The organism is Bifidobacterium sp. A11 (assembly GCF_000499185.1).
Taxonomy (GTDB): domain Bacteria; phylum Actinomycetota; class Actinomycetes; order Actinomycetales; family Bifidobacteriaceae; genus Bombiscardovia; species Bombiscardovia mizhiensis.
The window spans coordinates 579,850-592,384 of record NZ_AWUO01000001.1; the positions used below are offsets into that span (position 1 = coordinate 579,850).

At 59.8% G+C, this 12,535-nt stretch carries 9 protein-coding genes; 4 read left to right on the forward strand and 5 right to left on the reverse strand.

What is annotated here, in order from left to right:
* The first annotated feature begins 100 nt into the window (after nucleotides 1–100).
* The 3 genes from ppdK (at nucleotide 101) to P273_RS0102535 (ending at nucleotide 4,723) form a co-directional block, all read left to right on the forward strand.
* On the forward strand, nucleotides 101–2,749 hold the full coding sequence (ppdK, locus tag P273_RS0102525; RefSeq protein ID WP_024626919.1) for a pyruvate, phosphate dikinase: 2,649 nt from the start codon (nucleotides 101–103) through the stop codon (nucleotides 2,747–2,749).
* A gap of 71 nt (nucleotides 2,750–2,820) precedes the next feature.
* Nucleotides 2,821–3,684: a transketolase gene (locus P273_RS0102530; RefSeq protein WP_024626920.1), complete on the forward strand. Its 864-nt coding sequence runs from the start codon at nucleotides 2,821–2,823 to the stop codon at nucleotides 3,682–3,684.
* A gap of 94 nt (nucleotides 3,685–3,778) precedes the next feature.
* On the forward strand, nucleotides 3,779–4,723 hold the full coding sequence (locus P273_RS0102535) for a transketolase family protein (protein WP_216476350.1): 945 nt from the start codon (nucleotides 3,779–3,781) through the stop codon (nucleotides 4,721–4,723).
* 138 nt (nucleotides 4,724–4,861) lie between these two features.
* Here P273_RS0102535 and rho read toward each other — a convergent pair whose 3' ends face one another.
* Nucleotides 4,862–6,754: a transcription termination factor Rho gene (gene rho, locus P273_RS0102540; protein WP_024626922.1), complete on the reverse strand. Its 1,893-nt coding sequence runs from the start codon at nucleotides 6,752–6,754 to the stop codon at nucleotides 4,862–4,864.
* A gap of 195 nt (nucleotides 6,755–6,949) precedes the next feature.
* On the opposite strand from rho, the gene P273_RS0102545 reads away from it, so the two are divergent.
* Nucleotides 6,950–7,612, forward strand: coding sequence for a TetR/AcrR family transcriptional regulator (locus P273_RS0102545; RefSeq protein ID WP_024626923.1), 663 nt, complete (start codon nucleotides 6,950–6,952; stop codon nucleotides 7,610–7,612).
* Between the two features lie 60 nt (nucleotides 7,613–7,672).
* Here P273_RS0102545 and P273_RS0102550 read toward each other — a convergent pair whose 3' ends face one another.
* The 4 genes from P273_RS0102550 to gatB all read right to left on the reverse strand — a co-directional run bounded on the left by P273_RS0102550 (nucleotide 7,673) and on the right by gatB (nucleotide 12,512).
* Nucleotides 7,673–9,262 carry an NAD(P)/FAD-dependent oxidoreductase gene (locus tag P273_RS0102550; protein WP_024626924.1) on the reverse strand — a complete coding sequence of 530 codons (1,590 nt, stop codon included), beginning with the start codon at nucleotides 9,260–9,262 and terminating at the stop codon, nucleotides 7,673–7,675.
* A gap of 138 nt (nucleotides 9,263–9,400) precedes the next feature.
* On the reverse strand, nucleotides 9,401–9,715 hold the full coding sequence (locus P273_RS0102555; protein ID WP_015022511.1) for a DUF2469 domain-containing protein: 315 nt from the start codon (nucleotides 9,713–9,715) through the stop codon (nucleotides 9,401–9,403).
* Nucleotides 9,712–10,764, reverse strand: a complete 1,053-nt coding sequence (locus tag P273_RS0102560) for a GNAT family N-acetyltransferase (protein ID WP_253269556.1) — start codon at nucleotides 10,762–10,764, stop codon at nucleotides 9,712–9,714. The genes P273_RS0102555 and P273_RS0102560 overlap by 4 nt, the downstream gene beginning before the upstream one ends.
* Before the next feature lie 245 nt (nucleotides 10,765–11,009).
* Nucleotides 11,010–12,512 (reverse strand): Asp-tRNA(Asn)/Glu-tRNA(Gln) amidotransferase subunit GatB, encoded by a 1,503-nt coding sequence (gatB, locus tag P273_RS0102565; RefSeq protein WP_024626926.1) that lies wholly within the window; start codon nucleotides 12,510–12,512, stop codon nucleotides 11,010–11,012.
* Between the last annotated feature and the right edge of the window lie 23 nt (nucleotides 12,513–12,535).

A 12,535-nucleotide genomic window follows, 5' to 3' on the forward strand; every position in this document is an offset into this window, starting at 1 on the left:
AACTTGAAACCAACTGAAGGCTGATTACCTTTGCCAATGCCGGGAACGAACACGGCGCGTGTTGTCTATCCAATGTCATCGATCCAATGAAGGAAATGCTATGTGCAACACTAGAGAACAATTCGTATACAAGCTGTCCGAAGGCGATGCCTCCATGCGTGATCTGCTGGGAGGCAAGGGAGCCGGCGTGGCTGAGATGACCAAACTCGGCATGCCTGTGCCAGAGGGTTTCACTATCACCACGCGAGCCTGCAGAAGCTATCTATCCGGTTCCAATGACATCAACCAGGAAATCCGCGAGCAGGTGCTGAGCAGTCTGTCTGATCTGGAGAAAGCTACTGGCAAACGACTCGGAGACGGCGGTAATCCCCTGTTGGTATCGGTCAGATCAGGAGCGCAGGTCTCGATGCCTGGCATGATGGACACCATCCTCAATCTGGGACTCAACCAGGAGGTGGTGCAGGCTCTGATCAGCAAGACAGGCAATCCCCGCTGGGCCTGGGACTCCTACCGTCGATTCATTCAGATGTACAGCAATGTAGTGATGGGCCTTCCCGAGGACATCTTCGAACAGCGCCTCTCCGCGCGCAAGGCCGAGCGACAGGTCAGCAGCGATAACGACCTGGATGCCGAGGACATGGAATGGCTGGCCCGCAGTTTTCTGGACGACTATAAGCAGCAAGAAGGCCGTGAGTTCCCGACCGATCCTACCATCCAGCTCTTCGAATCCATCAAGGCAGTCTTCCGATCCTGGAACAACCCGCGGGCTGTCTACTTCAGACAGATCAACGGCATCCCCGACGACCTGGGCACCGCCGTGACAGTGCAACGCATGGTCTTCGGCAACCTGTCGCAGGACTCCGGAACCGGAGTGGCTTTCTCCCGAAATCCGATTACCGGCGAGAAGGGCTTATTCGGAGAGTATCTGATGAATGCCCAGGGCGAGGATGTTGTGGCGGGAATCCGCACCCCTGAACCACTCAGCACGCTTTCCGAGCGAAGCCCCGAGATTTACCAGACCTTTGTCGATATCGCCCACAAGCTTGAGCTCCATTACCGGGATATGCAGGACATGGAGTTCACCATCGAAGAGGGCCGGCTCTACATGCTGCAGACGCGAAACGGCAAACGCGCTCCTCAGGCTGCCTTCCAGATAGCGAGCGATCTGGTCGATGAAGGCGTGCTCACCCAGGAGGACGCGGTAAGTTCAATAGACCCCCTGCAGGTCAGCGCGCTTCTGCACCCTCGCTTCGACCCAGACGCCCTGCAAACCGGCAAGGAGCTTGGAACCGGCCTGCCCGCCTCACCTGGAGCAGCCACTGGAAGGGTGGTGTTCTCAGCCGAGGATGCACAGGCTTGGAGCAAGCGCGGCGAACAGGTGATTCTGGTCAGACATGACACCACGCCTGAGGATATCGTGGGCATGCACCATGCAGAGGGGATTCTGACCTCCCGCGGGGGCATGACCAGTCACGCCGCCGTGGTGGCCAGGGGCATCGGGCGCTGCTGCGTGTCGGGCCTGTCCAGCCTGGAATTCACAGATGATGGCGGTTGCCGCCTGGCAGACCAAGATATAAAGGAAGGCGATTGGATCTCCCTGGATGGGGAAACCGGGAAGGTCTATGCCGGAAAATTGACCACACTCCCCTCCCGCGAGACCGGACCCTTCGCACGCGTGATGTCATGGGCTGACCGTTTCCGTCGCATGGAGGTCAGGGCCAACGCGGACACGCCGGAAGACGCACGACGCTCACAGGAGCTGGGTGCTGAAGGAATCGGCCTGTGTCGCACCGAGCACATGTTCTTCCAGCCTGATCGCATTGAAGCCATCAGGCGGATGATAGTGGCCACAGACGAAGAAGAACGTCAGGAAGCGCTCGATGCCCTCCTGCCTATGCAACGCGAGGACTTTACCGCCATGTATGAGGCCTTAGGCGGGAGGCCGATGACTGTCAGGCTGATTGATCCGCCCCTGCACGAGTTCCTGCCCAAAACCGCTCAGGCTGTTGAAGCCCTGGCAAAGGCGACCGGGCATACGGCTGAGGAGATCAAAGACACTGCTGACGAACTGACCGAAGTCAATCCCATGCTGGGGCACCGCGGCTCCCGTCTGGCAGTCACCTACCCTGCCATCGCCCGCATGCAAACCCGGGCCGTAGTGGAAGCCGCAATCCAGGTCAAGCGCCAACATCCTGACTGGTCCCTTGCTCCAGAGATCATGGTGCCTCTAGTCAGCGAGCCGGCGGAATTCGAATATGTCAAGCAAATCGTGGAGGAGACGGCGAACCGCGTCATCAAGGAATCCGGGCTTCCCATGTACTGCTCAGTCGGAACCATGATCGAAACCCCCAGGGCGGCACTGTTGGCCGGCGATATAGCAGCCGGCGCCGAATTCTTCTCTTTCGGCACCAATGACCTTACCCAGATGACCTTCGGACTGAGCCGAGACGATGCTGGCTCCTTCCTTCAGGACTATTACGACAAGGGGCTTCTGCAGGAGGACCCCTTCTCCCACCTGGATCAGGCAGGAGTCGGCAGGCTGGTTGAGATAGCCGTGAAGTATGGCAAACGCACCCGTCCGAACCTGAAGGTTGGCATATGCGGCGAGCACGGCGGGGATCCCTCCTCCATCGAATTCTGCGATCGCATTGGCCTGGACTATGTATCCTGCTCAACCTACCGGGTACCAGTGGCAAGACTAGCTGCCGCCCAGGCCAGTCTGGGCAGGCATGCGCCCGAGCGCAGGTAGGACGGCGATCAGGAAGAAACCAGGCACCACTACAACAAGGGCCAATCTACATAAACAGTAAGGAAATCAATATGAACGAAAACACTGATGCGGACAAGGTCAGGGAACTCAAACAGTTCGCTGGTCGGATCAGACAGGAGACGATCAAGGAAATTGCAGCCTTCGGAACCGGCCACGTTGGAGGATCCCTGTCGATAGCCGACCTCCTGGCCGTCCTATACGGACATGAGATGAACATCAAACCCGAGGATCCGCAGTGGGCCGACCGGGACTGGTTTGTCCTCTCCAAGGGCCACTGTGCCCCGGCCCTGTACGCCACACTCGCCCTGCGCGGATATTTCCCCATGGATTGGTTGAATACCCTCAACCGCAACGGAACCAACCTTCCCAGTCATGCCGACAGGCTCAAGGTTCCCGGGGTGGACGTAACCGCCGGATCCCTTGGTCAGGGAGCCTCGGTAGCCGCCGGTGTTGCCCTGGGGCTGAAAATGGATAGCCGAGACAACAAGGTTTATCTGGTCATAGGAGACGGCGAGAGCCAAGAGGGGCAGATATGGGAGATGGCCCTCTTTGCCGCTCAGCATCGCCTTGGCAATCTGATTACCTTCATGGACTATAACGGCCTACAGCTGGACGGATACTGCAAAGACATCTGCTCCATGGGAGATGCCGCAGCCAAGTTCGAGGCTTTTGGATGGCAGGTCGTCGACGTTCCTGACGGCAATGACGTCCCCTCCATCCTTCAAGCTCTGGAAGCAGTCAGCAGTAAGGACGGAAAGGCCGACGGTCAACCTTCAATGATCGTGCTTCACACGGTCAAAGGCCTGGGATGGTCCGAGATTGCCGGAACTCCAAAGAGCCATTCAACATCAATCAACGAGCAGGAGCGCGACCAGGCCTTGGCTGAAATCCAAACAATGATGGATGCAGCCTGAGTGTGGGATCCATGCGCACGAACCCAATTGCACAAGGACAGATGAAGAGGGAACAGGAATGATAGAGTGTACATTAAAAAATGAGAAACAGGAAATGCGACAGGCCTTCTGCCAATGCCTCCTCGATCTGGCGGCCGACGAGGAACGCCTGGTCTTGCTGGATGCTGATTTGATGAGCGCTATGGGCACTAAGCCCTTCCAGGAAGCCTACCCCGAACGGACGGTGGACTGCGGCATCCAGGAAGCCAATATGATCGGCACTGCGGTAGGGCTCTCCCTGACCGGAAAAATACCCTTCGCGCACACCTTCGCTTCCTTCATGAGCCGGAGAGCCATGGACCAGATCTTCATTTCCGGCGCCTACAGCAAGGCCAATGTCAAACTCATTGGCTCCGACCCGGGGATCACGGCCAAGACCAACGGCGGCACCCACATGTCCTTCGAGGATATGGGGATCATGAGGGGTATCCCCTCAATGACCGTTCTGGAAGCCACCGACATCACCATGCTGAAGTGGATAATGGGTTGGATGGCTCAAAACTACGGCATGCAATACATGCGGCTGGTACGCAAGCAGTGCGTCAAGGTCTATCGGGAGGGAACTTCCTTCCAAATAGGAAAAGCTGTGCAGGTCATGAACCAGTTCGATGCACAGGCGACCATCATCGCCAGCGGCGTCTGCGTGGCTGAATCCATCAAAGCCGCCCGCACTCTCAGCGATGAAGGCATAGCCGTCCGCATCCTTGATATGTTCACCTGGAAGCCACTGGACAATCAGGCTGTGATCGATGCAGCCCAACAGACTGGGGCCATCGTGACCGCCGAGAACCACAATGTCAACACAGGCCTAGGTGCTGCCGTCAGCGAAGCAGTGGCAGGCAGCTGTCCGGTTCCTATCGAATTCATTGGTGTACACGATCGATTCGGCCAGGTCGGCGACCAGGACTACTTGGCCCAGCAGTATGGAATGACCGCAAAAGACATAGTAGAAGCCGTAAGGAAAGTCGTCGATAGAAAACGCCTATATCTTAACCGCTGACCTCTGATGTGTCATCGGGGCACAAAACAGGGGCAGGGTATCGGATTGCCGACACCCTGCCCCTGTTAATCTGTGGCTTAGGGCGAACTGTAGGCTACAACCCTGGACCGGGTTGCGCGCATGTTCGCCTGCTCAGTCCTACTTCTGAGCCAGCATGGACTGGTTGATAGCCAACAGGAAGTCCCGGTTGGTGACCGTCTTCTTCAGCCTGGGTACCAGAGTCTGGTAGGCCTGCTCGGTCTCCATGCCGCCCAGGAGGCGACGCAGCCGGTAGACCACAGCCAACTCTTCGGGCGCGGTGATCAGCTCCTCGCGCCGAGTGCCGGAAGCGTTGATGTCGATGGCAGGGAACATGCGCTTATCGGCCAGGTCCCTGGTCAGCCTCAGCTCCATGTTGCCGGTGCCCTTGAACTCCTCGAAGATGACCTCGTCCATCTTGGACCCGGTCTCCACCAGTGCTGAGGAAATGATGGTCAGGGAGCCGCCGTTTTCGATGTTGCGGGCGGCGCCGAAGAAGCGCTTGGGCGGATAGAGGGCCTGAGCGTCCACACCGCCGGAGAGAATGCGGCCGGAGGCGGGAGCTGAGATGTTATAGGCTCGGGCCAGACGGGTCATGGAGTCCAGCAGGACCACCACATCCTGTCCCAGCTCCACCAGGCGCTTGGCCCGTTCGATGGCCAGCTCGGCCACGGTTGTGTGATCGCTGGCTGGGCGGTCGAAGGTGGAGGAGATGACCTCGCCCTGGACCGTGCGCTCCATGTCGGTGACCTCCTCGGGCCGCTCGTCCACCAGGACCACCATCAGATGCACCTCGGGGTTGTTGGCGGTGATGGAGTTGGCGATGGACTGCAGGGTCAGGGTCTTGCCGGCCTTGGGCGGCGAAACGATCAGACCGCGCTGACCCTTGCCAATGGGGGCGACGATGTCGATCAGGCGACCGGTGATGTTCTTGGGCTGGGTCTCCATCCGCATACGCTCCTGCGGGTAGAGGGGGGTCAGCTTGTTGAAGTGAGGACGCCCTGCTGCATCCTCCACGCTCATACCGTTGATGGTGTCGATGGCCTGCAGGGGAACGAACTTCTGCCGCTGATTGCGATGCTCGCCCTCGCGGGGGGGACGAATGGATCCGTGCACGGCATCGCCCTTGCGCAGACCGTACTTCTTGACCTGACCCATGGAGATGTAAACGTCGTTGGGGCCAGGCAGGTAGCCGGAGGTGCGCACGAAGGCGTAGGAGTCCAGCACATCCACAATGCCGGCCACAGGGACCAGATCCTCGGGCTTGAAATTCTCCCTGGGCTCATAGTCACGATCCCGGCCGCTGCCGCGATGGTTGTTGCGGTTGCGTCGGTCGTTGCGATCATTGCGGTCATTGCGATCGCCCCGGTTTCTGCGATCATAGCCGTTGTGGCGGTAGTCGCGCCCTTCATCGCCGCGATCCTCGTAGCTGCGCCGACGAGGACGGTCATTCCGTGAGGGCAGTGCTGCCAGGATGTCGTCCAAATTGCGCACTGAACCGGAGCCTGAGCCTTCGCGCTCCTCACCATGTTCACGCTCGCCCCGGCCACGGTTGGTGTGGGAGCCTCGGGATGAATCCGTGCCGCGGTGACGGCGACGGGATATGACCACGTTTTCCTCGTCGGCCACAGTATGGGGGAAGCGGTTCCGGTGCTCGGTATGACCGCTCTTATGATCGTCAATGCCCAAAACATCGAAGAGGTCTCCGACAGGACGATCATCCTTGGATTCCTTGGTCTCCGTAGACTCCTGTCCGCCCTCCGCTGAGGACTTCGCCTCTTGCTTTGTCGGTTGCTGCTGTTCGGCGGCCTGGCCCCCCTTGGCCACGGCGGCCGCAGCCTTGGGCTTGCCCACGGTTACTCCCTCAGGGGCCTTGCCGCCCGAGCGTGCCGCCTCGATCGTCTCGATCAGGACAGGCTTGCGCATGCCGGAAATACCGCGCAACCCCAGCTGCCTGGCCAATTCCTTGAGTTCGGGCAGCTTCATGGAATGAATATCTTGGCTTGTTGCCACTGTTGTAATGCCTTTCCTTCGCTATGCCTAATTAGGCTAGGCAAATAGCTTGAGAATAGTGCGGGGGTACCGCTCATGAAAATTCGATGCCGACTCGGCTTATCGAACTTCCATAAGCCTACAACGAGTGCCCGACCGGTGCAAGGAAGAGCCTGCGTGTCCAAAAATTCATGGATAAGCCTCTAGACTGGGCATATGAATGACCGATCATCTCTGCGTGAGCAACGGCGGAGCGAATTCGTAACCACCGCCATGCGGGTCTTCGACCGGAAAGGCGCCGCAAACACCTCCCTGCGCGACGTAATCCACGCCATGAACCACGGCAAGGGCGTGGGCATGAGCGTTTTCTATTACTACTTCAAATCCAAGGACGACCTGGTAGATGCCTGCGTGCGCACCTACCTGGCTTCCTACGTGGACCATGTAGTCGACATTCTGCAGAACCCTGATCTGAGCGTTCAAGAGGCGCTGGACGACATCTGCCCGCATCTGATACGGGCCATCTGGAAGATGGACGTCATCTTCGCGGACAAGGCCAACTGGTACAGCTACCTGAGCACCAACAGCAATGTGATGGAGGGTTTCGTCAGACAGATCATCGATCCTTTGACCAAGGCCCTGGACCGCTGGCTGGATCGGGGCGACCTGCCGCAGACCCAGCTGATCCAAACAGCCAGCACCCGCACTGTGGCCTGGCTGATGGCAGACGGGCTCTCGTCCATCGTCAGCAATGGCAGAGGAGCCGCCGGCCACCCGCAGATCAGAGAGGTGGTCCGTCAACGTGTCCGCGAGAGCGTGGCCTTCTTCTCACAGCTGCTGGGCCTGCCCCTGAAGGCGCCAGCCATCGCCCTGTCATAAAATACCAAGCCCCCGACCCTGCGGCCGGAGGCTTGGAAGAAAACGAAGGTTAAGGTTTGCCTACTTCTCCTCGTGGTAGGACTTCTCGGTGTTGACGTTCCAGACGTTGGTCTTGTCGGCGCGCCCCGATTTGATGTTGGCCACAGCTTCCATGGATGTGGCCATAGAGTGATCCTGGTTGTTGTAGTGATGCTGCCCGTTGCGGCCCACGCAGTAGAGGTTGCCGAAGGAGTCCAGCCATTTGACCAGCTCCGGCATCTGGGCATAGGTGTCGAAGTAGGCCGGATAGGCTTTGACCACCCGCTCCCGGTGCGAGTCCAGCACGTCGGTAGGGCCGTTGATGATGCCCATCCGGGTCAGCTCCTTGATGGCGAAATCAGTGGTCTCCTGATCGCTCATGCTCCAGAAGTCGTCGCCCTCCTTGCAGAAGTACTCCAGGCCGATCCAGACAGTGCCGTCCACATTCTTGACCATGTAGGGACTCCAGTTGTTGAAGATCTGGATACGGCCCATCTTGTAGCCGGGATCCTGCACATAGATCCAGCAGTCGGGAACGATGGGCGGGTCGCCCAGGGTCTTGATGGAGGTGGTGTTGCGGATGCGCAGGTGGCGGACCAGAAGGCCGACGGTCACGAAGTCACGGTAGGGCAGGCCCTGAGCCACCCTGACCATTTCCTTGTCGGTGGAGGGCTCCTCGTGGGCGATGGCCTCCACCAGGTCCTTGATGGGCATGGAGGAGATGATCTGATCAGCCTGCAGGGTCACTTCCTTGCCATCAGCGTTGCGATAGATCACACCGGTCATGCGGCCCTCGCTCTGAGTCAGTCCGATCACACGGGCATCGGTGATCACATGGACCCCGTGCTCCACATTGCGACGCTCCACGGTCTCCCAGAGCTGGCCCGGGCCCAGCTTGGGGTACCAGAACTCCTCGATCAGGCTGGTCTCGACCTGATGGGCATCGCGCTTCTTGGGCAGCAGCTTTTGGACAGCATTCTTGAGCACACCCATGATGCTGAGCCCCTTGACCCGCTGGGCACCCCAGTCGGCGCTGATCTCGCGGGGATGGCGGCCCCAGAGCTTTTCGGTGTAGCCCTCGAAGAACATGGAGTAGAGCTTGCGACCGAAGCGGTTGATGTAGAAGTTCTCCAGGTTGTCTTCCGGCAGCTTGTGGACGACGGACTTCAGGTAGCTGAACCCGGCCTGCATGGTCAGCTTGAAGCCCATGGCCTTGAGGGTGTTGAGCGTCAAGGAGATGGGATAGTCGAAGAAGTGGTGGTTCCAGTAAATCCTGGAGACGCGATGACGCTTGAGCATGACCCGGTCGGTCTTTTCCGGGTCGGGGCCGCCGGGCTCCAGGTCGTGGTGGCGGCCAAGTTTTTTATCGTCATAGGAGGGCGCGCCCTGCAGGGGGAGGACCTCCTTCCACCAGTCCATGATCCGGTCATCCTTGGAGAAGAACCGGTGGCCACCGATGTCCATACGGTTGCCGTTGTGCCGAACTGTGCGGGAAATACCCCCAAAGGCATCGGTGGCCTCCAGCACAGTGACGTCATAGCGCTCGTCGCCGCCGTCCTTGACCAGTTCCCATGCCGCTGTCAAGCCGGCGGGCCCTCCGCCGATGACGATCACGGACTGTTTGCGCTCCATGCCAACCTCCTGAAAACCATATAAAATCATCATCACTGTACCCGGATCGTCCCCAGTCAGAGGCTGCCAAAGGACTTCCCACACGAATTCCCGCCATTGCGTGGAACAAACGTGATGATGCTCGCCCTTGCGCGATGCTTAACCCAACGAATCGGGGATATCGATGTCTGTCTTCTGCACTTCCTCCACATTGACATCCTTGAAGGTGACGATGCGGACGTTCTTGACGAACCGGCTGGACCGGTAGACATCCCAGACCCAGGCATCGGTCAGCCGGACATCGAAGTAGACGTCCTGACCAGCGGATCGGACGTTGAAGTCCACCTTGTTGGCCAGGTAGAACCGCCTCTCAGTCTCGACTACGTAGGTGAACAGCTTGATCACGTCCCGGTACTCGCGGTACAGGGCCAGTTCGGCGTTGGTCTCGTAGTTGTCGAGATCCTCAGCACTCATCGGCTACCTCCATTCGCGCGATCACGGCCATGGCCAAGCGTACGCCACCAGGCGCGTTTGGATCGTTTGGCCTCAGCCGACCCATAGGCCCAATCCGAGGCCGTATGCTCCTCGTCGGACTGCCCGGCAACAGACTCTTCGGAACCGGACTCCTCCCCCGCATCCTCAGCGTCCGTCTGACCAGGGCCCGCCTTCTCATCATTCCTGCCATCGGGTCCCGCATGGCCATCAGCAGATTTTCCTGAATGCAAACCACTCTTCGGGGCCAGACTGATCTGTTCGCTTGATGTCCGCGAATCCTGAGATGCCGAGGTGGACTCTTTAAACTTGGCTTCGCTTATGCCGCCATCCTCATCCGCTGCGTATCCGTGTGCAACAAGGGCTTCGGCCACGCCAGGATTTTCACGGATGACATGCATGCCGAAAGCATTCAGAGAACGAATGGGATCATACTCGTCAACCAAGGCGTCCATGACGATCTGATCCTGGTACTTGCCGTTCTCGGCGTCCCAGAGCGCATCACGGGAGGTGCCCGAGATCATGAATCCCAGGGACTGGTAGACGGAGATGGAGCGTGTGTTTTTCTCTGGCACAGCCACCCAGATCCGGTGCAGGCCCAGACCCGTAGGAGCGGCAGCGTACCCGTAGGTCATGATTCTGGGCATGGCATCCCGGGAGTAGCCGCGCCCGCGGAAGTGCCTGCCCAGGACCACCTGGATCCTGGCTGAGCGCGACCAGCCGTCCACGTCGATCAGGAAGATCATGCCGATGACTCCCTTGGTGGCATCGGCATCGGGCGAGCCATCCTGGTCGGTGTCCGCGTCAGTGACCATGGCCCAGGCCAAGGTGCGGCGGGACTCGGGGTCGCCCACGCCAGAATCACGGGCAGCCAGACCCTTGGACCAGGCCACCGACCTACGCACCCAGGCGTTGACGACGGCTCGTTCGGCGTTCGGTCCCTTACCGGTGATGCCGGTGGAATTGTAGAAGGCCTCCAGCTGATCCATTGCCGTCAGATCGGCGATGACCGCCGGACGCAGGTGCAACATCTCGCCCCGGATATAGGGGATCTCGATTCGGTCGGGCAGCTGTCGGCTCGCCACATCGTCAGGTCTCTCAGCTTGCGTTTGCGGTCGGTCATTGCCCCTGCCGCTCATAGACATCACGTCACCTCCATGATCGCCACCTTGCGATGGCAATCAATTGTAATCCCTCGCCCCTGGGAAAACCATGAGAAGCCGGGCAGGTCCGCCGGTCTGAGCCCGATGGAATCAGGCCGGCGGACCGGGCCTGATCAGGACTTAGCGATGCGCTCCATGACGATCTTGCTGACTGCCTTGGCATCGGCCTGACCTTTGGTAGCCCGCATGACCGCTCCGATAATAGCGCCCATGGGCTTCATATTGCCGCCCTTGAGCTTGGCCACGATGTCCGGGTTGTCCTTGAGGGCCTGATCGACGGCTGCGTCCAAAGCCCCGTCATCCGAAACCACCTGGTAACCGTGCTTCTTGACGACCTCGGCCGGCTTGCCCTCGCCTGCCAACACGCCGGAGACGGTCTGCTTGGCCAGCTTGTCATTGAGCTTGCCGTCAGCAATCAGCTGCTCCACTTCAGCGACATCCTGAGCCGAGATGGGCAGCTCCTGCAGGCTGACCCCGCGGGCGTTGGCTTCGCGGGAAATCTCGCCCAGCCACCACTTGCGGGCTCCGGCAGCCGTGGCGCCGGCCTTGACCGTGTCCTCGATCAGATCCACGGCATCGGCGTTGACCGCATCCTGCATTTGCCGGTCGGTGAAGTCCCACTCCTTCTTGAGACGGGCGCGGCGTTCGCGCGGCATCTCAGGCATCTGGGCCTTGAGCTCCTCGATATGGTCCTTGGTCACATGGACCATGACCAGATCAGGGTCGGGGAAGTAGCGGTAATCGTTGGCATCGGTCTTGACCCGGCCGCCGGCAGTGGTCTGCGTGGACTCATCCCAGTGGCGGGTCTCCTGCAGCACCTCCCCGCCGGACTCCAGCAGGGCGGCCTGACGGCGGATCTCGTAGGTCAGCGTCTTCTCGATGCCCTTGAAGGTGTTGACATTCTTGGTCTCCGACCGGGTTCCCAGAGGGGCGTCCGGCCCGGCGTGCAGGGAAACGTTGACATCAGCGCGCATGTTGCCCTGCTCCATCCGGGCGTGGGAGATGCCCAGGGCCCGGACAATGTCTCTGATGGCCCTCACGTAGGCCCCGGCCACCTCGGGGGTACGTGCCCCGGCGCCCTCGATGGGCTTGGTCACGATCTCGACCAGGGGGACACCGGCACGGTTGTAGTCCACCAGGGAGTGGTCGGCGCCTTCGATGCGGCCGTCTGCCCCGCCTACGTGGGTATTCTTGCCGGCATCGTCCTCCACATGGGCCCGCTCGATGGGCACACGGAAAATGCTGCCGTCGTCCAGCTCCACGTCCAGATAACCCTCGCCATTCAGGGGCTTGTCATACTGGGAGATCTGATAGTCGCGGGGCATGTCCGGGTAGAAGTAGTTCTTCCTGGCGAACTGGCTCCACTCGTTGACCTTGCAGTGCAGAGCCAGGCCCAGCTTGACCGCATAGTCGATGGCGGTCTTGTTGACCACCGGCAGGCTGCCAGGCAGGCCTAGGGAGACCGGGGTCAGCTGGGTGTTGGGCTCGCCGCCGAACTCGATATGAGCCGGGCAGAAGAGCTTGGTGTTGGTGCAGAGCTCGACATGGACCTCCAGGCCGAACACCGGGTCGTACTTGGCCACGGCATCGGCGTACTTCATCAGTTTTTCAGCCATTATGATTCCGTTTCCTTCCGATG

Bases quoted from the DNA above. Each gene is read 5' to 3' on its own strand.
- ppdK (WP_024626919.1), top strand. From the start codon at position 101: ATGTGCAACACTAGAGAACAATTCGTATACAAGCTGTCCGAAGGCGAT.
- P273_RS0102530 (WP_024626920.1), top strand. From the start codon at position 2,821: ATGAACGAAAACACTGATGCGGACAAGGTCAGGGAACTCAAACAGTTC.
- P273_RS0102535 (WP_216476350.1), top strand. From the start codon at position 3,779: ATGCGACAGGCCTTCTGCCAATGCCTCCTCGATCTGGCGGCCGACGAG.
- P273_RS0102545 (WP_024626923.1), top strand. From the start codon at position 6,950: ATGAATGACCGATCATCTCTGCGTGAGCAACGGCGGAGCGAATTCGTA.
- P273_RS0102550 (WP_024626924.1), bottom strand. From the start codon at position 9,262: ATGGAGCGCAAACAGTCCGTGATCGTCATCGGCGGAGGGCCCGCCGGC.
- P273_RS0102555 (WP_015022511.1), bottom strand. From the start codon at position 9,715: ATGAGTGCTGAGGATCTCGACAACTACGAGACCAACGCCGAACTGGCC.
- P273_RS0102560 (WP_253269556.1), bottom strand. From the start codon at position 10,764: ATGTTGCACCTGCGTCCGGCGGTCATCGCCGATCTGACGGCAATGGAT.
- gatB (WP_024626926.1), bottom strand. From the start codon at position 12,512: ATGGCTGAAAAACTGATGAAGTACGCCGATGCCGTGGCCAAGTACGAC.